Raw genomic sequence first — 20,255 nt, forward strand, 5'->3', positions numbered from 1 at the left:
GGAAATTTAATCGCGACAAGTTCAGTACGGCAGCTTAGAACCCCTGTGCTAACTATGACTCATGTGTTCAATGTCCGCTTTTCGCTCATAGCGGACGTTTATCACCTGCAACCACTAAACATCTTTGAAACCTCCTCTTTGGTTGACATCAAACACAACTGCTCGCCCGTTCCCCGGCATTCGCGGGGCATTCAGCCCGCTCATCCCGGCGCATGCGGCCTGCGGTGTCGCCCCTGCATTCCGGACTGCTCACCGGGGTGGCGTGCCGGCACGGCGCAAAAGGCGCCGGCACCACAGGAGACGTAAACGTGAAAGAAATCATTAACGATCTGACCCTCAGCCAGATGATGGATCTGCTCTGCCATATCCTCCGCTGCCCCGGTACGCACCGCCATCCCGGCAGTTATCTCCCGCCGCAGGGGGCGGTCTGCCTGATGATGGAGAGTCCGGGTGAAACCGTATGCCTCTGGATGCTGGACGGGTGGCCGGACGCGGTGACGGTCCCTGAAAGCGGGTTTGTGTATGTCACCGGTGCACGCCCGTAACGGATGACCGGGCAGTAATACCAGGTGACCGCCGGCGCGGTCGCCTGTTCTGCAATAAGGCGGTCGTTGCACTCCGCATTCACAGGCCCGGCACACCGGGCCGGGGCTTCAGTCCGTGCCGCAACGGCATTTGCCGACCTTCATGACTAACTATCCAGGAATATGCCATTACAATTGCTGAGTTATCGACCCACTACCATCTGCAAAATTCACTGTTGCATGGACACCATTTAGGATAGAGACCTGGGGAGGTACATGACCTATATCCACATCGTAAAGCACAGTGACAGGAAGATCACTGAGCGAAGCCCTGAGTGCATCAACATAGTTATGCTTTGTGGTGTCATCTGCATCCGGTGCTGCGCTCCTTCCAATTAAAATACCATTCAGATTATTGAACCATCCCTGTAAGCGCAGACTGAATAATGCTCTCGTCATTTCACATGGTCCCATCTCAACATTCTCAAAATAAAGAATTACACCTTCATCTTTGTACCGCTCTCTAAACGTCTGAATATCGCCAAAAGGTGTACCCGCTAATCTGGATATTACCTCAAGGCATCCTCCAATCATTCGTCCCTGGAAACGGACTGAAGATGCCATACGATTGAGATTTTTCCATTCTGTGCGTTGTGTCAGGTTAAATGGAGCATCGCCGGAAGTTCCCCACTGATTTTCTTCATTTTGATAAGCCTCCGATGAGCATTGTTCAATTATCTGTCGCTTTTCTGCCTCCAGAATGTCCCACACTGCATTTGTCGTGGAATCCGGATTGCTGGCACCAAGATCCATAAGGTTTGGGCCATGTAATGTTGCCCAGCCAGATAGCGTGACTAAAGGTAAATGCAGAGTGCTCAGATCAGAAAATCCAACGAACCACTTTGGGTCTGTTTTGCGTAGCAGTTCGAAATCCATCAACTCAAGTAGCTCAATAGCTAAGTCACCTCCCCATGGCGGCATAACCGCCTGTACATCGGGGTCAGTCAGGAAGGCCATTAATTCCTTTGCACGTGAGACTTTGCACGCGCTTTTATTCTTGTGCTGCGAGCGAAGGCATTCGCCCTCCCGGACTCTGAAGCCTCTCTTTTTAAGATTATTAATGGCATGTTCCAGCCGTGTATGCAGGTGCTGCGGTACTCCTGAGGAGGGAGCCGTAACAGCAATCAGGTCTCCGGGAGCCAGTCTGCGGGGAATACGGGTCATCATATTGAAGTCCATGTGTCAGGTTTGAATCGATAGTCCATAAATATGTGCACATTGCCAACCCCCCAGTTTATGACCTGATCAGGCTCCTGACTTCGTTGCGCTCAAAACCACTGACGAAAGGTGCGGTTTACGGCATTTGCCGTGCCTCTACTTTAGCCCGAACGCTCAGGATGCAAGGGCTTCATCCTCGCCCGGTCGCAGTTTTACGAATGACTGAGTGGCGTCTTCCCGTCGTTATCCCGCTCATTTTTCGCGGGATAACCGTCCAGCCACCCCTCGCTTTTTATCTGCGCTGCGGCCTGCGGTGCTTCCCTTGCATCCTTCGCTCGAAGTCGGGCTGACGTGTCGGCACGGCAAAAGCCGGATCTGTACACCACTTTAACAAAGGAGGATGTGATGAATACAAAGGCAATGCATACAGAGGCGGTTCTGCTTAAGGGCGCACAACGACTGACATTTTTACCTGCACTCTTCGGACGGGATTTCGTGATGAGCGAGTCCTCAGTCTACGGCTACGCCACGAAATACATTGATAACTATCAGGGCGGGAGCTGGGAATTTTACCGCCTGCCGGGTGGCGGCGGCTTTATGGTGCCGGAGATGGATTCCGCGTTTTTCAGCAACCCGCATAACGGCTTTGAGTGCGAACTCAGCGCGGAGGCGGCGGGGATCATCATCACCGCTCTGGTGCTCAGTCACCGGACGTTTGTTCATCATCACCACGATCAGGAAGAGTTGTGTCACCTCTTCTGTCAGCGTTACGGCCAGCTGATGGCCTGGGCTGAAACCCACTTTGAGGCAGACTATATCTTCCGCGCGCTGTACTGATAAAACACGGGGGCGCGAGCGCCCCCCTTACCGTGCCCATTGCGGCGTCCGGCGACGGTCTGGCCGCGCGAAAAACCTTCTGCAGCCCTGCGGACTGCCGGGAAGGGATGCCCCGCGCCTGCGGCGCAGCGCCTCCCTGTCCCGTGCATATCCTCCGGCAGAAAATGTCTGGCCATCTTCAGCAAAAAGATTTTCATCCTGCGGGTGCGGGTGCGGGTGCGGGTGCGGGTGCGGGTGAACATGGAAGTGAAGTTGTGCAGCAGCTGCGCGGGGAAAAACCGGACACCGGAAAAACAAAAGAGGATACGGAACAGGCCACCTTCGGCTCCCCGTCCGTACCGGCCGGGTCGTCGGCCCTGCTCCGACTGTCGCCCGCAGGCGGGCGCCGGTCTCCGGCCGAACCCCTGCGGGTTTCGGGCTGCCGCCAGGGTCCGATGGAGAAGGTCAGGGGCACCGCCTGCTGCGACCGGAACGGTCGCGCCGCGTCCACCGCCCCGGCGCTGCCGGGGCTTTAAGGTCGCCACGTCGTTCCGCCGTGTCGGGTGCGCGCATTCTCTCAGCGTGGTGATGCCACCCCCTTGCCGGCACTCACGCGGAGGGCTGTCTGTAGCACCGTCATCCGCCTGCCCGCAAGGGCCGCGCCCCTGGCGCTGTCGTCTGCACCCGTTCGCACTCGCCGAAAATCCGGCTCGCTTGCGCTGCGGCTTTGCCGACACCCGTGCGTTCATTCGTCTGCCGTCGCTCCCTTGCCCTTTGCCGCGAGAGTACCAGCCAGGGAGATGGATTAACCATCACCACAGGAGAAAACCAGAATGCGCACACGAAACGTCAACGGCAGGACCGCCGGAGGAGAAACCGCCGGAAGATGTGATCAAAACACGCAGGAAGACATCGCTTTACAGGCGAAGGCGCTGATCGCCCGGTATCGCCGGTTACAGGACGGCGTGACCGTCTTTACCGCACGGGCATCATCACGCGGGGATGTACAGGTTGAGATACGCCAGTTTGGCCGCCTTGTCTGGCATGCATGGTCTTTTGAGCCGGACTTTCTGGCCACGCTCGAAAACCGGCTGCGCGATGTGCAGCGAAACCACGACTGATTAAGCGCCGTGACCGGATCGCACTCCGGGCACGGCATAACCACCACCGTAACTAAGAGGAAACAATAATGGTCACCACCCATACTACGGCGAAACCCGCCACACGCAAAGCCCGCACGAAAAAAGCCGCCGCTGCACCGGCAGCCGTTGAGGCTGCCCTGCAACAGGCACCCGTGGAATACGTGCCGTATTCCCGCCTGACCCGTTCGGACTATAACGTCCGCATCGTGCCCCATACTGACGAGGAAATCGCCGGGTATGCCGCCAGTATCAAGGCGCTGGGGTTCCTGCATAACCTGGTGGTTGTCGACCATCCGGACGGCCTGCTCGGTGTGGTGTGCGGCAGCGGGCGCACCCGCGCGACGGGCGTACTCGTCGCGGAAGGCTTCACCGGGGCTGATGAGCCGTTCGTCCCGGTCAAACGTATTCCGGAGCACCTGGCGGTCGCGGCCTCGATGGCTGAAAACGAAAAAAGCCGCAGGATGCACCCGGCAGAGCAGGTGACCGGGTTCCGCAAGATGGCAGAGCAGGGCTTCACCCCGGCGCAGATCGGTGACCTCTTTGGCTTCACTGCCCGTCACGTCCAGCGCATCCTCAGCCTGGCGAATCTCGCCCCGGCGCTGATTGAGGAACTGATGCACGACCGCATTACCCTGGAGTTGTGTCAGGTGATGACACTTGAACACGATCATGCCCGCCAGGTGGACATCTGGAACAGTGCGAAAGAGGCTTTTGGTAGCGGTATGCCGTCGGCAGGGTGGCTGAAGGGGCAGGTGAACAGCATCAAAATAGACATGGCTTCTGCCGCGTTCCGGTTCGTCGGGGAGGACGCCTACGTGGCGGCCGGAGGGGTGGTTGATCGTGACCTGTTCAGCGACGAAGGGCAGGGGTTTGCTGATCGCCTCCTGACACAGCGGCTGCTGCTCGACAAACTGGCTGGCGAGGCGGCGCGACTTCAGCGCGAAGAGGGCTGGGCATGGAGTGAAAGCCGGATGGATGAAATCACGCACCGTGATGCACTGACCCTGCGCGTGTGTCTGCCTGAGCCTGAACTGACTGACGAGGAAAGGGCCACGGTGGTCGGTCTTGAGCAGAAGTTACTGGAGAGCGAAACCGAAGAGGACGAAAACGCGCTTCAGCAGCGTATCGAGGACATTGAGAGTGCGGCGCGCGCGCGCCTGTTCACCCCGGCCTATAAGGCGGCACACGGCGTGGTGGTCTCGTATGAAGCCGGGGGTTTCTGCATCCAGCGTGGCGTAAAACGCGTCGAACCTGCTCAGGATAACGAGGCCGCAGAGGGCGAACACACGGCGACAGACGCCGCGACAGACCGCGTGATCACCACCAGGACCCCCGGCATCCCGGCAGATGCCTTCTCCGAGAAACTGGTCCGGGCCATGTCGTCCGAACGTACCCTGGCGGTGCAGGCTGCGCTGTCCGGCAGACCGCATGTGGCGTTGGCCCTGCTGACCTGGACGCTCTGCCGCGACGCCTTCGGTAAGATCGGGGGCAGGGTACAGGCTCCCCTGGGCATGACTATCCGCGACTGCTCATGGTCCTGTATGTCAGATGCGCCTTCAGGGGAGAAGGGCACAGGCTGGCGGGCGATGCGGGACATGCGGGGAGCACTGCTGCTGACCCTGCCGCCGCAGTGGGAAACCGATTTTCGCACCATGCTGGATCTCTCCTCAGAGCAGCTTCTTACCCTCCTGAGCTACTGCGTGGCATCCGGCATCAACGGGGTGCAGGGACGGCAGTACGGACGCACCGACCACAGCAGTCTGGAAACCCTTGAATCCGCGCTGGACTTCGATCTGCGCGAATGGTGGCAGCCGGATGCGGACTACTTTGGCAGCATCAGCAAGGATCAGATTGGCGACGCGCTGGCAGAGGCAGGGCACCAGGACCGCGCCCGCGAGGCGATGAAGCTGAAAAAAGGCGAGGCCGCGAAGCTGGCTGCCGCCACCCTCGCGGAAACCCGCTGGGTGCCGGACTGGATGACCCGCCCGCAGCCGGATGTTCCGGCGACGCTGAACGACACCGCTGACAACAACGCCGCATAACCAGGAGACGGTTGCCCCGCCGGGGCAACCGGGAAAACGACCATGAGCATGAAATATACCCCCGCAGTCCTCAACAGCATGATCCCCGCTGAGCTGGAAGCCGTCCGCGAAAGTGGTGATGAAGAACGTCGCCAGCTGAGCGACGCCGTGATGAACACCATTCCGGTTCCGCAGGGCTGGCGCGTGAATGCCGAGTATCGCTGTGAGTTCGGCGGCCAGTTTCCTGTCCAGTTGCGCTTCGCCCCGGACCGGTCGGAGCGATACTTTCTCTGCCTGTGCAGCCCCGGTGAAATGCTCCCGGCCTGGACACTGTTCCTGCTGGCGGCCGACGGAGGGCTGGTAAGGATCCTGTCGCAGCGCGACAGGCATGACCCGGTGGCCGTCAGCGCCCTGCTGGCGCAGGTTGCCGGACTGCACCGTTTTAACTGCTCTGCGGCCACCATCGCTGAACTGATGAATGCGGAGGTGATGTCATGATCCCCGCGAGTCTCGCGCTCGTTACCCTGAACCCGGCACGCCAGGCTGCGCTGCAGGCGGTGGCAGAGGTCGAGCTGCGCGGCGAGAGCCGCAGGCGTCTGCCGGAAGACAACCCGCATGCACGCGCATTCATGCGCCTGCTGACCGGCGAAAGTCGCCTCAGCAGCCGTACCGCTCAGGCCATTCCGGGGCTGGGCTGGGACCCGCATTTTAAAATCTGGTCGCTGCGCAGGCTTGAGGAGGCGCTCGAAGTCCTGCTGGTCAGCCGGGGTGAGCACTGCCACTCGCCGCTGCCGGCAACGGTGCAGGAATGTCTGTTCCCGGATGTGGTGTTCCGCAATGCATCCCGGAAGGATCAGCGCGGGAAACTGCATCTGCATAAAACGATCCGGCGTGAAACGAAAAGCCTGTGCCGGGAGGAGATCCTGCACCAGAGTCTGGTCGCGCAGGCCCGGACAGACCTGAACTTCCGGTCACCGGAGAACGTGGGGACGTGGTACACGCGCTGGGCTGATGAACTGCGCGAGTACGAGCTGGCGGAACAGTTCTGGCAGTGGCGGAAACGTTTTGCCTCGCTCGCAGAGCTGGAGTGGCACCGGCATGAACCGCTCTGGTCAGTACTGAATGTGCTGAGGGATGTGGTGAGGGGTATGAGCCGGAGTGAAAAAAATGCCGATCGCTGGCAGGTGCCGGACAAGCTGGGCCACGCAGGATAAGGGCTGCAGAAAATGAGGCGGGTGACGCCGGGGCCTGAAAGTCAGTATCAGGGACAAGGGCAGGGACAAGGGCAAGGGCAAGGGCAGGGGCAGGGGCTGGCCACCTTCGGCTCCCCGTCCGTACCGGCCGGGTCGTCGGCCCTGCTCCGACTGTCGCCCGCAGGCGGGCGCCGGTCTCCGCCGAACCCCTCCGGGTTTCGGGCTGCCGCCAGGGTCCGATGGAGAAGGTCAGGGGCACCGCTTGCTGCGACCGGAACGGTCGCGCCGCGTCCACCGCCCCGGCGCTGCCGGTGCTTTAAGGTCGCCACGCCGTTCCGACGTGTCGGGTGTGTGCATTCTGTCAGCGCGTTGATGCCCGTCTCCCTGGCCGTCCTTCGCGGAGGGCTGTTCGTAGCACCGCCGGGTCGTCATCCGGGGGTGAAATGCACTCCGCCAAAACTTTTTGCGAACGGCCGCAAAAACTTTTGTCTCCGCCCCCTCCTTCCTTCCCTTGCCGGCGCTCCTTTGCCCTTGCCGCGATGAACTCACCAGGGAGATGGCCTAACCATCAACGAGGAGAAAACCAGAATGCACACACAAAACGTCAACATCAAAACCGCCGCTCAGGAATCTACCAGAAAGATGGGGGGCGAAAATCGTGCTGTTTATGCATCAGCTGAGTGGTGGGAAAGTGCCCTGCGCAGCGATGGCTTCGTCAGAAACCTCCACTCTTCAGGTGAGCATGACGTGATCTCTGCAAAGTCACTCCTTGACGCTTTTTCAAAGGCTGCCAGCAAAGGGTGTGGACAGCATCATGAAATTTATGAGTTTTTCTTTCTGGACAGGGCGTGCTCATACGCGAATTCACTGCCGCTGTCACACCGCCCGGCTTTCTACGATGCCGCAGCTGCGTCAGGTTTTAATATTTCTGACGATGCGTATGAGAGAAGTGAGCGGGCATTTGAAGCGAAGCTGGAAGAAATCAACGAAGAAAACTACTGATTCGCCCTTCACTGTCATGCCGCCTGTCTGGGCGGCAGCTGGATAGGCTCTACAGAGGTCTGAACAGGCAGGTAGTGTGTGCCCCGCGAGGCCGGGGTATACGCTGTCGGGAACGTCAACGGCGGGAAAGGCGTTCCCCTCCGGGGAACCGGGCAGGGCGGGAACGCCTGCGGCGCTCCCGCACTATCCCCTCCGCCTCCTCATCCTCATCTGCATACAGATCCCTCTCATCTGCTCCTGTGTTCTGCTGACATTGTGACGGTTTTTACGGGGCTGCTCATTATTGCCGGATGTTTTCAACCTCAAAAACAAAACCAGGGGCAGGGGCTGGCCACCTTCGGCTCCCCGTCCGTTCCGGCCGGGTCGTCGGCCCTACTCCGCCTGTCGCCCGCAGGCGGGCTCCAGTCTCCGCCGAACCCCTTCGGGTTTCGGGCTTCGCCAGGGTCCGATGGAGAAGGTCAGGGGCACCGCTTGCTGCGACCGGAACGGTCGCGCCGCGTCCACCGCCCCGGCGCTGCCGGTGCTTTAAGGTCGCCACGTCGTTCCGCCGTGTCGGGTGCGTGCATTCTGTCAGCGCGTTGATGCCCGTCTCCCTGGCCGTCCTTCGCGGAGGGCTGTTCGTAGCACCGCCGGGTCGTCATCCGGGGGTGAAATGCACTCCGCCAAAAGTTTTTGCGAACGGCCGCAAAAACTTTTGTCTCCGCCCCCTCCTTCCTTCCCTTGCCGGTGCTCCTTTGCCCTTGCCGCGATGAACTCACCAGGGAGATGGACTTAACCATCAACGAGGAGAAAACCAGAATGCACACACAAAACGTCAACATCAAAACCGCCGCTCAGGAATCTACCAGAAAGATGGGGGGCGAAACCGCGTCGCTCACCATCCTGATCGCTGAAAACGAATCCGGCACGACTGTCCCGGATTCTGAATGGGATGTGATGGCGTTCAGCTCGCTCGCGGAGCTGACGAAAATGCGCCGTCGCAGCCCGGAGAAAATGAAAGGCCGCTACCACTATGCACTCAGTGGCGGCGTGGATAAGCAATTTCGCCACGTTCACCTGGTGGAAGCTGACCACTTCAGACAATTCGCCCGCGAAATTAAGCGCCAGGGCTTCAGCATTTAACACGGTGCCGCCCTGACGGGCGGCAGATAAACACGAAATGGCGGCTACAGGCCGCCACCAGGAGGAAAAATGTCAGCACCTGAAGCAGCACTCAGACCCACCGAAATGGCCTTCTTTCAGGTATCGCGCTCGCGCATCTGGGCTTACGCCGTGCAGTCAGGCGGGGAATGGCGTTCGACGTTCGGCGGCCAGACCCTGGCGCAGATGCGCGAGGAGATGCCCGATATGGAGCTGATCCCCACCGTGGATGCACTGAAACGCGAGAATGAAGGTTACCGGCAGCCCTGGCATGAAATCAGCGAGGCGCGGTACATCGACCAGCTGGAGGTGTTGCCGCCAATGGACTGGCACCGCAGAGGTGAGTGTGAGTCGTTCAGGTCTTCGGAACGGTATGGCGGGGATGTGACCAGCATTTTTGCCCGCTTCCGTGGGCGCTTCTTCGAGTGCCGCGATCTGGACACGCTGACGCCGGGGCAGATCCACATGAGCCTGGTGTGGGCATTTTTTGCCGGGGATTCAGCGAATTCCGGGCATTAAAAAAGCAGGGCAAAGCCCTGCTTAATCAAAGGTCGGCACGGACCAGGTGTCGACCACGTCAAAACAAACTGGAGGATGAGATCCGTGATATTTGACCCGCAAACTGTCGCACAGGCGACGGCATTTGTAAATGCTCTGCGCGCAGGAAAACCCGCGCACATCCCCGCCATGCCGTTCGGGCGCTGGCAGGAGTTCATGACCACGGTGTATTCCGGTCTGGGGGCGTCTGTGGATGCAGATAATGGCAGCAGCGTTTATCCGGCGCTGGGTCTGGCATAAGGGAGGCGGCCACCCCTGCGGGGGTGGCCTGCCACACAGAGGGAGAATAACGATGAAAGTTAACCTGACTGATACAGCCCCGGAACATACTGCGGCTGAGACAGTTTCGGCGACAGAGCTGGAAGCGCTGGCGGCACAGCTGCCGATCGCGGAGTTTCCCGTGGTGATACACGACAACCGGCAACGCGTCAGCCTGGCAGCCGAAGCGCTGTGGTTGTTCGCGCAACGCACCGGCATGGCTGAAGATGGCGAGCCGGTGGGAAGCGTGATCGTCGATTTCATGGCAAGTATGATGCACCTGTGCCACCAGGTGGGGATCATCTCCCCGGCGGCTAACGGTCTGCCGGAGCTGATCAGGGTCGCTGAATTTCACTTCGATGCTGAAGAGGAAGACGATTTCTGAGTCCGTGCCCGGAACGGCAAAAGCCGGGAAGGGCGTTCCCCTCCGGGGAACGGGGCAGGGCGGGAACGCCTGCGGCGCACCCGCATACCACCCTCCGCCTCCTCACCCTCATCTGCATACAGATCCCTCTCATCTGCTCCTGTGTTCTGCTGCCTCTGTGGGGGTTGAGCAGGATTAGCCTGGTCTGCTCACCATTGCCGGTTGCTTCCGGCAACAAAATCAAAATAAAAATCAAGGTCAGGCGCAGGCCACCTTCGGCTCCCCGTCCGTACCGGCCGGGTCGTCGGCCCTGCTCCGACTGTCGCCCGCAGGCGGGCGCCGGTCTCCGCCGAACCCCTTCGGGTTTCGGGCTGCCGCCAGGGTCCGATGGAGAAGGTCAGGGGCACCGCTTGCTGCGACCGGAACGGTCGCGCCGCGTCCACCGCCCCGGCGCTGCCGGTGCTTTAAGGTCGCCACGCCGTTCCGCCGTGTCGGGTGTGTGCATTCTGTCAGCACGCCGGAGACCATCACCCTGACGTTCTCACGCGGAGGGCTGGTCGTAGCACCGCCGGGTCGTCATCCGGGGGGTGAAATGCACTCCGCCAAAACTTTTTGCAAAGGGCCGCAAAAACTGTTGTCTCCGCCCCCCTCCTTCCTCCCCTTGCCGTCGCTCCTTTGCCCTTCGCCGCGAGAGAACTCACCAGGGAGATGGATTAACCATCGACGAGGAGAAAACCAGAATGCACACACGATACGTCAACGGCAAAACCGCCGCTCCCGAATCTTCCAGGAAGATGGGGGGTAAAGACACGCCCCTGACGGATGCCCAGGCCACTGACATTCTCTGCTGGGTTTTTGCTGTCACTGATGACATGCCAGGCGCGAAACGCCACGACTTTGACCCGCCAGCTGGCGTGGAGGAGATCGTCATATATCAGGACGATGTGCCGGACTTCAGCATCATCTGGATTGTAAATGGCTGGCCGGTTGCAGCTGCCATGCCGCTCGATTCTTTATTTCGTGTTTTATCTGACTGATTAACTGTTGAGGAGAAAATTATGGTCCGCTTATCCACCCGTTATGCTGCCCCGAACATGATGCGTAATACCCGCCCGTTAACGAACGATGAATTAATGCGCGTCGTGCCGAGTGCGTTTTCGGTTGAAAAACATGAGTCACGTTCTGAACGTTACACGTATATTCCGACCATTACTCTGCTGGATAAATTGCGTGAGGAAGGTTTCGAACCCTTTTATGCCGGACAGTCACGGGTACGCGATCCGGAACGCCGGGATTTTACCAAACACATGATTCGCCTGCGTCGCGGAAATAACGGCAGCGGGTCAGAGGTGCCGGAAATCGTTTTGCTGAACAGCCATGATGGCTCCAGCAGTTATAAAATGATCCCCGGTATTTTCCGTCAGGTCTGCACAAATGGCCTGGTGTGCTGGAAATCGTTCGGCGAAATTAACGTGCCGCACAAAGGGGATATTGTTTCGCAGGTTATCGAGGGGGCATATGAAGTGCTGGGCGTGTTCGATGCCGTCACTGACAATATGGAAAAAATGAAAAGCATCCAGCTCGACAGCGCCGAACGTCGCCTGCTCGGCGCGATGGCGCTGGAATATAAATATGGCGAGGATAAATCGCCGGTCACCCCGGAGCAGATAATTCAGCCCCGCGCCTGGTATGACAAAGAAACCGATTTGTGGACGTCCTTCAATATTGTGCAGGAGAATCTGATCAAAGGTGGCGTGCGTGGCAGAACGGCGAAAGGAAAAAGAACCACGACGCGACCGGTGACCGGAATTGATGGCGACATCAGACTTAACCAGGCGCTGTGGAAAATGGCGGAAGAGTTTGCCCGGCTGAAAAGCTGAATAAAAAAACCCGGTTAACCGGGTTTTTTTATATCAGTCTTTCAGCGGCCCAGGCGTTATTTTTGCCGTCAGCTGCGTTTCTTCCTGCTGCACAGAACGCTGTTCAAGTATGGATTTTCTGGCCAGCAGAATGCGGTAAATATTTCTTATATCGTCGGCATAGGCCCGTCGCTGTTTGATCAGGTTTTTCGACGGACCGGTATTATACATTCCCACGCTGTCCCAGTTTTTTCCGTATGACCTGAAGTTATGCGCAAGAACCCATCCGCCGGTGTAAACGCAGACGCATGGATCATTAAGCAGATCCGATCGTGTAATATTAAACTTTTTCAGCTTACCGTAATGCGAACTGTTTATCTGCATCCCGCATACATCCTCCGAACCGTCATTGTTCGCCACATTAACCGCAGCGGGCCTGAGTCGACTTTCTCTGATTGAAATTGACATCAGCAGCAGCGGGTCGATCTGGTAGTCCCGCCCTGCCTGGTCGAAACACATTTGCGGTGCTGCGCTGCAGGACATTGAGACGCAGAGCAGAATGAGACCGAGTTTATTCATATTTATAACCTTTGCGTTTTGCGCGCGTGGAATGTCGCTTGAGCAGCGCAATAAAAAATACCCCCGCCGATCATTTAAATCAATACCAACTCTTACAAACGCGCAGAGAGCGCTGCGGGTACGTGCCCGGAGTCAGTCTCTGATATTAAAGAGGCTCTGGTGTCGCTTATTATTGGCCGCTCTTTGCAAACATATAAAACATGACACCCCACGCAAGACTTCGTCTTGCAGATTTTTCCTTTGGAATCAGGTTGTTGTTCTGATTATTTTGTGCGGTATTTGAAATATAAAGAAAAAGGTGTGTTATTCCCCACACCTTACAGTGCCGTAACCGGCCACACAGCAGTGCCGGAACAGCACACCTGGTGGTGCCGCTGGCGGCACTGTAAGGTGGCCGAAAGGTGTGTACTGCGTATATTCAGGAAGTTATAAAACATATTTGGTTATACAGTGCCGGATTAACACACCATACAGTGCCGCATGCGAACACCTGTATAAACGTAATTTTTCATTGACAGGTGCCGGATTAGCACACCATATTACGCAAAATCATCCAGACTCATTTTTTAAAAATCTCTCGCTTACAGTGCTGCTTCCGGCACTGTTTGAACAGGACGGAAAATTAATGCCGCGTAAAAATATCTACTTTAAAGATAAAATCGATCGCGAGATTGAAGGTATTCTAGAAATTGAAAGACAGAAGGGCGCAACAAGCAGCGATGTGAGCTATTCCAACCAGGTCAATGAACTCGTTCGTCTGGGTATCATGGTATATAAATCGCGGGAAGAGCCTGCCAGTTTCGATCTCGAAGGGTTTCGTCGGGATTTAATCAGAAAAGCCAGCGGTGCAAGGGAAGGAACTATGATACTGATGACAATGATTACAGAAATGTATCTGAATTCTAAAGGCATAAGCCCGGACGGTAATCTGGAAGAGCTGCTCAGCCAGAATTTCACTGCTATGAACAACGCAGAGGACGAGGCAGAGTCTCATCATTTTCTTGCTGAGGAAGAATAACAATCTGACCGGCAAAGCCGCCGGCCAGAACTGTCACGATTACTCCGGTTTATTCCACGGAAGCGGTACATCCTCCGCTTCCGATAATTTCTCCCTGAGATACCACTCAAATGCCATGCACAGCACTTTAAGCGCCTGCGCATCCTCGTTCTGGTCGAGAAGCCGCTGGGTTAAATAACCCATAGTATTCATCAGCCTTGTCAGCATTTCATCGTTCAGGCTGCGTTTATGCACCCGCGCCATAATTCTTATTTCAGAGGCAAGATTCTCAGGAATGCGCATGCTGTAGCCTGACGTCTTTCCGGGAATTAACACCCGCACACCTTCACGCCACATCCAGGCTGGCTCATCACGCGCCTTTTCCTTTTTGTTTTCATTTTCATCTTCATTACCATCACTTAATAAATCACACAGCCACTCTTCAAACTTCACTGCCAGAGAAAGTAATCTTTCCCCCTCAACCGTTTTAATTACAGGTACATGCGGCTGATAATTCAGTGAAATAAGTAACCTTGCGATAATTTCATCGTTAACACTCCTCTCGCTTATTCGTGCACACACCCGCAGTTCCATCAGCAGATTGTCCGGCGCACGCAGCCGCCACTCCACTGTTTCACCCGCAGTGAACTTCCGTGGGCGACCACGCTTTTCCCACAGATTCTCTTTTACTTTCATATTCATAGATCCCTGACATCACAGGCGTCATACCTGCATGACTCAGGATATGTTGCGCCGGTAGTCAGATAATTCCTAATGATGTTGAAAAGTGTGACATAGCTCACAGTTTTTTTTTTTTAGGGTCATGAGATACTTATGCCCGCGTAAACAAGCACTTACGCAAACACATTTTGTTTACTTCCGGAGAAACAAGCATGTTCACTGAGGACAATGCCCTTAAGGTCACAAAGGGATGGGCGGTAGCGTCTTTATTTCGCAAAGCCCGTGAAAATATTCAGATGAGAAAGTATTTAAAAAATGGAGGATTAATTCTTCTTTCTCTTCTGGCCTGCAATTACGCATTTGCAGGTAGTACTGATTTACTGGCCTCACAGTCTTCTACCGTTTCGAGCACTTTCGGTCACGGGTCGTCACTTGAGAAATACTTCTACTACGCGGAAATCTTTATCGCTTTATTCCTGTACATTAAAGCCCGCTCCCCTCTGGTATTTCTCGGTCTCGTCATCGTCATTATTTTTACCCGCATGGGCTTCGCCATCGCAGGCTAAAAATGAACGGGGAGGATGATAAATATTACTTCCCGGAAACCCTCAATCAGCAGGCCCGATTCTTCGGTCTCCCCCTCGACGAACTCCTCGTTATTGCTCCCCTGACCTTACTGGGTATCGTCTGCAATATGTCGACCGCCCTGGGGATAGTTTCGGGCGTGCTGTGGTTATTAGTCAGGTATCTGAAAAAAGGGCAGGGCTCGTTCTGGTTACTGAATTTCTGTTACTGGTACCTGCCCACCTTTATTTTCAGGGTGACCTTCCGGTCAATTCCTGACTCAGGTTTCCGTCATTGGAGGGCGTGAATAAATGAAAATGGATATCAAGCGAAGCCGGGATAAATACCTGCGACTCGCTTTTATCGGGATGGGCAGTTTCGCTGCTTTATGTACCACAGCAACGATTCTGAGCAGCGCTCTTGCGTGGCACTTTTACAGCACACAAAGAACCATCGTCACGCCCATGTCTTATAACCAGCCCTTCAGCTCCGATGCCTCATCTGCCGATACCGCAGGCATGAATATGTTCGCCACGTCATTCCTGTATCTCAGGCTGAACGTCAGCCCCGAGAACATCGACAGCCAGCAAAAGATGCTGCTCAACTACGTGCCCGCGCAGAGCCGCGACGCACTGAAAAAAGCGCTCGATGTGGAAGCTGACCGCATTAAAAAAGGAGGCCTCACCTGGCGTTACGACGTCCGCGCGCTGCGCATGGTCAGTCCCGGCGTGATTGACGCAGACGTCGTACTCCACCCCTCAACCACCAACGGCAATATCACCACCGAACTGAAGGAGCAGGCACGCACTTACCGGCTCCGGATGCGTTATGAGAACGGCATCATCAATCTCGATGAAATGTCCGAACTCATGCCGGTCACCACTAACTGAATCAGGACTGCCCATGAAAAAGCGTTTTTCACCGGCAGCTGCTGCTGTGTTAATGGCAACGGTCATGTTCACAGGCGGCCTTCGGGCCGCCACCGGACCCGTCGCCATACCGTTTGAGAATGACGCCTCTTTCAGCGTTAACCTCAGTAACACCAACCCCAACAAAATCATTATTGACGGGGAACTGGTGACCAGCATCAGCGGGCCTACAGGTGCCTACGACCAGGACCACACTAGCGATGGCGCATTACTGCTCTCGCCACTCGTCGGTCAGAATTTCACGGTATTCATCCAGACTGCCGGCGGTGCGGCGCTGAGCCTCAACGTCACACCGAAACCCGGAACGGGCAGGACACTGCATTTCACCCCGCTCAGCGCACCAAAAGTCGCCAATGACGATGCTAAAGCGTGGGAAGAAGGGCAGAGCTACGAAAAAACGCTCGTCAGCCTCTCCCGTACCATCGCCCTCGGTGATGTGCCGGAAGGATATAAAGCGTTACCCGTCAGCCGCATGCCGGCCTATAACCCGGCCGTCACCGTCAGGCTGACCCCGGAGCGCCAGTTCACCGGCTCCCACCTGCGCGTTGTGCGGTTTCGCATGACAAACCCCGGCGTGGTCACCACGCAGCTGCGCGAGCGTGACTTCTGGCGCAAGGGCGTCCGGGCCGTGATGCTGTCGCAGAACCAGCTTTACGCGAACGGGGAAGGGTATGTGTGGGTGGTGTTCTCGTATGACGGAGAGCCGCGCGCATGAACCTGAATGTGAAAACCCGCCGCACACAGCTCGCCATCCTTATCGGCGTCCTGGTCGCTGCCGGCGTCACCACTGCCCTGGTGCTGACTTTCGGCACCGAGGATAACAAAGCACAGCAGGCGCAGAACGCGCCCGCGCCCAACATGACCGGCGTCGTCACCGCCACCTTTGACGAGCAGGTCAACCAGTCCGCGATGGCACAACAGCAGGCCAGAACGTCCGCGCTCGAAGCGCAGCTGGCCCAGCTCTCGCAGTCATTTGAGCAGAGCAAAACCACTTTCAGCCAGCAACTGCAGAAGAAGGACGCTGAAATCCAGCGCCTCAGCGAGCAGATGCAGACGAAGCCGGGTGCCACCGGCAGCAACGAACAACCCTCCGGACAGCAGCCACCTCCTGCTGCCGCAGACGGCACACCACTGCCGGGTCCCGTTGCTGCCGGTCAGGCCAGACTCCCCCAGTACACTGTAACCCCTGCGACAGGCACACCGGCCGCCACCGGTCCTGCCAGTACCCAGGGCGCCGGATTCTATCCGGGCGGCAGTGGCAATCGCATGAACGGGGGAATGCAGAAAACGTCATTCAGTTATGAAAGCCTGAAAAAGAAAGCCACAAAGCTGCCCTGGATATCGTCCGGCTCCTTCTCGGAAGCCGTGCTGATTGAAGGTGTTGACGCCAACGCCAGCGTCACCGGTCAGCAGGACTCCAGACCCGTGACCATCCGCCTGCGGGGCAAAACCACCATGCCGAACAACAAGCAATTTGACCTGGACGGCTGTTTTATCGTGGGCGAGGCCTGGGGGGATATTTCCAGTGAGCGCGGTAACGTGCGGACTCGCTCCATCGCCTGCAACCTGAAAAACGGCAAGGATATCGACATGGAATTTGAAGGCCATGTCAGCTGGCAGGGCAAGTATGGCATCAAGGGCACACCCGTCATGCGTAACGGAAAAATTATCGGGTATGCCGGTGCGGCCGGTTTCCTGTCAGGGATTGGCGAGGGCGTCAAGTCAGCTGCCACGCCATCTGTCGGACTGGGGGCAACCGCGAACGTCAGTGCCGGGGATGTGTTAGGGCAGGGCCTGGGCGGCGGGGGCAGCAAAGCAGCTGAAACGCTGAGCCAGTACTGGATTAAGCGCGCCGAGCAGTATCACCCCATCATCGATATCGGGGCGGGTAATGCGGTCACCGTGGTGTTCCAGAAGGGCTTCCAGCTCGAAACCCGTCAGGATATGGAGGAAGCGAAAGTGCTGGCCGAGGCACAGAAAGCCGGCCAGACCGCACAGAATGCTGTCAGCGGAAACACTGCCCAGGCTGTCCCGGCGTCCTCAACCTCCACGACCTCTGTCGGCAACATCGATCCGGATGAAGTCATGCGGCAGGCGCGTGGCCTGAAGATGGGTGACACCATTAACTGAGGCTGAAAGCATGAATGATGAATACAACATCACGATTCTTCGCAAGACTGGCAGTGATATTCAGAAATGGGAACGCAACGCCTTCACCCCCCGCCAGATAAGTTTTTATGTGGTGCTCTTTGTGCTTGTCATGCCATCCGTAGCGGGGGCTAATCATCTGCCTGTGTTTGTAGGGGGGATTGTGGGGACAGTGGCAGGCGTCATGTTCCTTATTCCTGGATGGCGGAATGATACCTGGCCACGGGCAATGCGTCGGCGACTGTCACAGTACCGGCCCCGTAACAAGGCAGCCTGGCAGCACTTTCAGGAGACCATTGAACGGAAATTGCGTATGGACCCGGTCGACTTGCGGGCCTGGTATGAAAGCGAATGCATGACCGTCTTTCACCCGGAAAAAGCAACGCCGCAGACTCAGGCGAATACGCCGGATAAGGCAGAGGAGCTGCCATGAACCGTTATGCAGTGCACACCCTCATGCTCGTTACGCTGGCTCTGCTCGTCTCCCTGGTGCTGATGGTCAGTGCGACTAAAAGCGAAGCCAGGGAGTCTGGACTGACCTTGACGGCACAGTGCAGTTTTTCCTCCATAAGCACCAGGGGCTTAGCTAACTAACCAATGACTGAGCGATAACATGAAACCAAATGAAATTTCAGTAGTGAACGGGATAACGGGAAAAAAAGGCCTTCTAATTATCCTCACAGTTGCAGGAGTAATCCTTGCCCTGATAATTGGCCTTTTTTCTGTCTATACCGTAAATGAAGGTGAACGAGGCATCCTGCTCCGGAATGGTCGGGTGGTGGCCGTCGCCGGGCCGGGTATGGGCCTTAAAATTCCCTTCATTGAATCTGTGGAGAAAATAACAGTTCGTAATGAAGCAATGCTCTATGAGGGCATGAGCGCATACAGCCGTGACCAGCAACCAGCAAAGATGACTGTTTCCGTTAACTTTCATATTCCCCCTTCTGAAGTTGAGAAAGTTTATGCAGGGTACAGAACAGTCGAAGATATGAAGACCCGACTCATTGCCCGCCAGATACCCACTCAGCTGGAAAATGTTTTCGGACAATATACGGCTATCAGTGCAGTACAGGATCGCGCACGGCTTGTTCTGGACATACAGAATGAGTTGCGTAAGTCCGTAAAAGGTCCGGTCGTCATCGACACTGTGCAGATTGAAAATATCGATTTTTCTGACGCTTATGAAAAATCTATTGAAGACAGAATGAAAGCTGAAGTGGCCATAGCCACTCGCAGACAGAATCTCGAAACGGAAAAGATTCAGGCGCAGATAGCGGTAACTCAGGCACAGGCTACAGCTGACAGTAAACTGGCTGCGGCAAAGGCTGAATCAGAGTCTATTCGCCTGAGAGGTAGCGCGGAAGCCGAAGCCATCCGTGTTAAGGGAGAGGCTTTGAAAGATAATCCGTCTCTTGTAAGCCTCACCACAGCCGAACGCTGGGATGGGAAACTTCCAGCTTCGATGATTCCGGGAGGCAGCGTCCCCTTCATTTCTGTTAAGTAATCCAATTCACTGAAAATACCTCCTCACATACCCCATAACCGGAGTCATCCATGCATAAATTACTGGGTGCTGCACTGCTGTGCAGCGCGCTGACCGGCTGCGCCGGTATGAATTCAGATTTCGACTGTAATGCCACAGCCACCGATAAATGCCTGACCACCGCTGAGGCCAATGCCCTGGCCGCAAAGGGGAAAAGCATTAACGACATCGGTCAGGACACTGCCGTAAAAAAGCCTGCGGGTGAAACCCTGCCGGCACTGCGTAACACGGCGCCGGCGGTCAGTTCTTCCCGCCCCGTTTCTGTCGCAGCAACCGGTGTCATCGCCCCGCGCCCGATCGCCACCGTACCGTCACCGGTGCGCAGCACCCTGACCGGTCAGACTGCGCAGACAACCTCGTATGTGTCGCCGGCGAGCTCTGTCAGCGGCGCAGGGCGTGTGACCGTGCAGCGTATTCCGGACGCCACACAGCGCCTGTGGATTGCCCCGTGGGTCGACACCGACGACAACTTTCATCAGCCCGCCGTCGTGGAGTTTGTGAAAAACAAATCTCACTGGGATGAGGGGTTCCGCGTTATCGGGGAGGGCGATGAATGAGCCGCAAATCAGCACGGCAGGTCTGCCGGACCAGCAACGTTATCTGCACCGGGAAACCCGCTGCCGGTAAAAGCTTCCTGCTGTATTACACCCTTGTTGCGAAAGGCCTGGTGCAACCAGGCGATATCGCAGCCCAACTGCACCAGAATGAAAGGAATTAAT

Annotated in this window: 26 protein-coding genes and 1 pseudogene; 24 read left to right on the top strand and 3 right to left on the bottom strand. The window is 56.7% G+C overall.

Going from position 1 to position 20,255, the window contains the following annotated elements; translation table 11 throughout:
- The first annotated feature begins 308 nt into the window (after positions 1-308).
- Entirely contained in the window at positions 309-545 is a 237-nt protein-coding gene (locus IAE48_RS10540) for a hypothetical protein (protein WP_200134295.1), read from the top strand.
- Positions 546-713: 168 nt separating this feature from the next.
- On the opposite strand, the gene IAE48_RS10545 is transcribed toward IAE48_RS10540, so the two are convergent.
- Positions 714-1,751: a S66 peptidase family protein gene (locus IAE48_RS10545; protein ID WP_200134296.1), complete on the bottom strand. Its 1,038-nt coding sequence runs from the start codon at positions 1,749-1,751 to the stop codon at positions 714-716.
- A gap of 489 nt (positions 1,752-2,240) precedes the next feature.
- Here IAE48_RS10545 and IAE48_RS10550 point away from each other — a divergent pair, with 489 nt between their 5' ends.
- From IAE48_RS10550 to IAE48_RS10605, 12 genes and pseudogenes are all read left to right on the top strand, one after another.
- The gene (locus IAE48_RS10550) at positions 2,241-2,579 is read left to right on the top strand and encodes an antirestriction protein (RefSeq protein WP_233631541.1); all 339 of its coding nucleotides are present in this window, start codon (positions 2,241-2,243) and stop codon (positions 2,577-2,579) included.
- 812 nt (positions 2,580-3,391) lie between these two features.
- The gene (locus tag IAE48_RS24090; RefSeq protein WP_233631542.1) at positions 3,392-3,679 is read left to right on the top strand and encodes a hypothetical protein; all 288 of its coding nucleotides are present in this window, start codon (positions 3,392-3,394) and stop codon (positions 3,677-3,679) included.
- 68 nt (positions 3,680-3,747) lie between these two features.
- Positions 3,748-5,742, top strand: coding sequence for a ParB/RepB/Spo0J family partition protein (locus IAE48_RS10560; protein ID WP_200134298.1), 1,995 nt, complete (start codon positions 3,748-3,750; stop codon positions 5,740-5,742).
- A gap of 42 nt (positions 5,743-5,784) precedes the next feature.
- Positions 5,785-6,219, top strand: a complete 435-nt coding sequence (gene psiB / locus IAE48_RS10565; RefSeq protein WP_200134299.1) for a conjugation system SOS inhibitor PsiB — start codon at positions 5,785-5,787, stop codon at positions 6,217-6,219.
- Positions 6,216-6,935: a plasmid SOS inhibition protein A gene (locus tag IAE48_RS10570; RefSeq protein ID WP_200134300.1), complete on the top strand. Its 720-nt coding sequence runs from the start codon at positions 6,216-6,218 to the stop codon at positions 6,933-6,935. Before psiB ends, IAE48_RS10570 begins: the two co-directional genes overlap by 4 nt.
- Positions 6,936-7,502: 567 nt before the next feature.
- Positions 7,503-7,916 (top strand): hypothetical protein, encoded by a 414-nt coding sequence (locus tag IAE48_RS10575; RefSeq protein WP_200134301.1) that lies wholly within the window; start codon positions 7,503-7,505, stop codon positions 7,914-7,916.
- Between the two features lie 798 nt (positions 7,917-8,714).
- The gene (locus IAE48_RS10580; protein WP_200134302.1) at positions 8,715-9,038 is read left to right on the top strand and encodes a hypothetical protein; all 324 of its coding nucleotides are present in this window, start codon (positions 8,715-8,717) and stop codon (positions 9,036-9,038) included.
- Between the two features lie 69 nt (positions 9,039-9,107).
- Positions 9,108-9,575, top strand: coding sequence for a DUF1419 domain-containing protein (locus tag IAE48_RS10585; protein WP_200134303.1), 468 nt, complete (start codon positions 9,108-9,110; stop codon positions 9,573-9,575).
- A 75-nt stretch (positions 9,576-9,650) separates the two neighbouring features.
- Positions 9,651-9,797, top strand: a pseudogene (locus IAE48_RS10590) (succinate dehydrogenase flavoprotein subunit); the annotation flags it as partial.
- A 109-nt stretch (positions 9,798-9,906) separates the two neighbouring features.
- The gene (locus IAE48_RS10595; RefSeq protein ID WP_200134305.1) at positions 9,907-10,257 is read left to right on the top strand and encodes a hypothetical protein; all 351 of its coding nucleotides are present in this window, start codon (positions 9,907-9,909) and stop codon (positions 10,255-10,257) included.
- A 719-nt stretch (positions 10,258-10,976) separates the two neighbouring features.
- Complete coding sequence (locus tag IAE48_RS10600) at positions 10,977-11,273, top strand: hypothetical protein (protein WP_233631544.1); 297 nt, start codon at positions 10,977-10,979, stop codon at positions 11,271-11,273.
- A 21-nt stretch (positions 11,274-11,294) separates the two neighbouring features.
- On the top strand, positions 11,295-12,116 hold the full coding sequence (locus tag IAE48_RS10605) for a DUF932 domain-containing protein (protein WP_200134306.1): 822 nt from the start codon (positions 11,295-11,297) through the stop codon (positions 12,114-12,116).
- A gap of 33 nt (positions 12,117-12,149) precedes the next feature.
- On the opposite strand, the gene IAE48_RS10610 is transcribed toward IAE48_RS10605, so the two are convergent.
- On the bottom strand, positions 12,150-12,674 hold the full coding sequence (locus IAE48_RS10610) for a lytic transglycosylase domain-containing protein (RefSeq protein ID WP_200134307.1): 525 nt from the start codon (positions 12,672-12,674) through the stop codon (positions 12,150-12,152).
- Positions 12,675-13,077: 403 nt separating this feature from the next.
- Here IAE48_RS10610 and IAE48_RS24310 point away from each other — a divergent pair, with 403 nt between their 5' ends.
- Positions 13,078-13,692 carry a relaxosome protein TraM gene (locus tag IAE48_RS24310; RefSeq protein ID WP_326903089.1) on the top strand — a complete coding sequence of 205 codons (615 nt, stop codon included), beginning with the start codon at positions 13,078-13,080 and terminating at the stop codon, positions 13,690-13,692.
- A gap of 39 nt (positions 13,693-13,731) precedes the next feature.
- On the opposite strand, the gene IAE48_RS10620 is transcribed toward IAE48_RS24310, so the two are convergent.
- A complete protein-coding gene (locus IAE48_RS10620; RefSeq protein WP_200134455.1) occupies positions 13,732-14,367 on the bottom strand; it encodes an Arc family DNA-binding protein in 636 nt (211 codons plus the stop codon).
- 197 nt (positions 14,368-14,564) lie between these two features.
- On the opposite strand from IAE48_RS10620, the gene IAE48_RS10625 reads away from it, so the two are divergent.
- Genes IAE48_RS10625 through IAE48_RS10670 form a run of 10 tightly spaced genes read left to right on the top strand, consistent with a single transcriptional unit; the run spans position 14,565 to position 20,254 of the window.
- Positions 14,565-14,918 carry a type IV conjugative transfer system pilin TraA gene (locus IAE48_RS10625; RefSeq protein ID WP_042718119.1) on the top strand — a complete coding sequence of 118 codons (354 nt, stop codon included), beginning with the start codon at positions 14,565-14,567 and terminating at the stop codon, positions 14,916-14,918.
- A gap of 2 nt (positions 14,919-14,920) precedes the next feature.
- Complete coding sequence (gene traL, locus IAE48_RS10630) at positions 14,921-15,223, top strand: type IV conjugative transfer system protein TraL (RefSeq protein ID WP_042718120.1); 303 nt, start codon at positions 14,921-14,923, stop codon at positions 15,221-15,223.
- A 4-nt stretch (positions 15,224-15,227) separates the two neighbouring features.
- The gene (locus IAE48_RS10635; protein WP_200134308.1) at positions 15,228-15,806 is read left to right on the top strand and encodes a TraE/TraK family type IV conjugative transfer system protein; all 579 of its coding nucleotides are present in this window, start codon (positions 15,228-15,230) and stop codon (positions 15,804-15,806) included.
- A gap of 13 nt (positions 15,807-15,819) precedes the next feature.
- A complete protein-coding gene (gene traK, locus IAE48_RS10640; protein WP_200134309.1) occupies positions 15,820-16,560 on the top strand; it encodes a type-F conjugative transfer system secretin TraK in 741 nt (246 codons plus the stop codon).
- Positions 16,557-17,975 carry an F-type conjugal transfer pilus assembly protein TraB gene (gene traB, locus IAE48_RS10645; protein WP_200134310.1) on the top strand — a complete coding sequence of 473 codons (1,419 nt, stop codon included), beginning with the start codon at positions 16,557-16,559 and terminating at the stop codon, positions 17,973-17,975. Before traK ends, traB begins: the two co-directional genes overlap by 4 nt.
- Positions 17,976-17,985: 10 nt before the next feature.
- Positions 17,986-18,426 carry a hypothetical protein gene (locus IAE48_RS10650; protein WP_200134311.1) on the top strand — a complete coding sequence of 147 codons (441 nt, stop codon included), beginning with the start codon at positions 17,986-17,988 and terminating at the stop codon, positions 18,424-18,426.
- Positions 18,423-18,587, top strand: a complete 165-nt coding sequence (locus IAE48_RS10655) for a hypothetical protein (protein ID WP_200134312.1) — start codon at positions 18,423-18,425, stop codon at positions 18,585-18,587. Before IAE48_RS10650 ends, IAE48_RS10655 begins: the two co-directional genes overlap by 4 nt.
- A 19-nt stretch (positions 18,588-18,606) precedes the next feature.
- The gene (locus IAE48_RS10660) at positions 18,607-19,497 is read left to right on the top strand and encodes an SPFH domain-containing protein (RefSeq protein ID WP_200134313.1); all 891 of its coding nucleotides are present in this window, start codon (positions 18,607-18,609) and stop codon (positions 19,495-19,497) included.
- Positions 19,498-19,547: 50 nt separating this feature from the next.
- On the top strand, positions 19,548-20,093 hold the full coding sequence (gene traV / locus IAE48_RS10665) for a type IV conjugative transfer system lipoprotein TraV (protein WP_200134314.1): 546 nt from the start codon (positions 19,548-19,550) through the stop codon (positions 20,091-20,093).
- The gene (locus IAE48_RS10670; RefSeq protein ID WP_200134315.1) at positions 20,090-20,254 is read left to right on the top strand and encodes a hypothetical protein; all 165 of its coding nucleotides are present in this window, start codon (positions 20,090-20,092) and stop codon (positions 20,252-20,254) included. The genes traV and IAE48_RS10670 overlap by 4 nt, the downstream gene beginning before the upstream one ends.
- Position 20,255 lies beyond the last annotated feature (1 nt).

It is taken from the genome of Kosakonia sp. S57 (assembly GCF_016516575.1).
In the GTDB taxonomy this organism is placed as follows: Bacteria; Pseudomonadota; Gammaproteobacteria; order Enterobacterales; family Enterobacteriaceae; genus Kosakonia; species Kosakonia cowanii.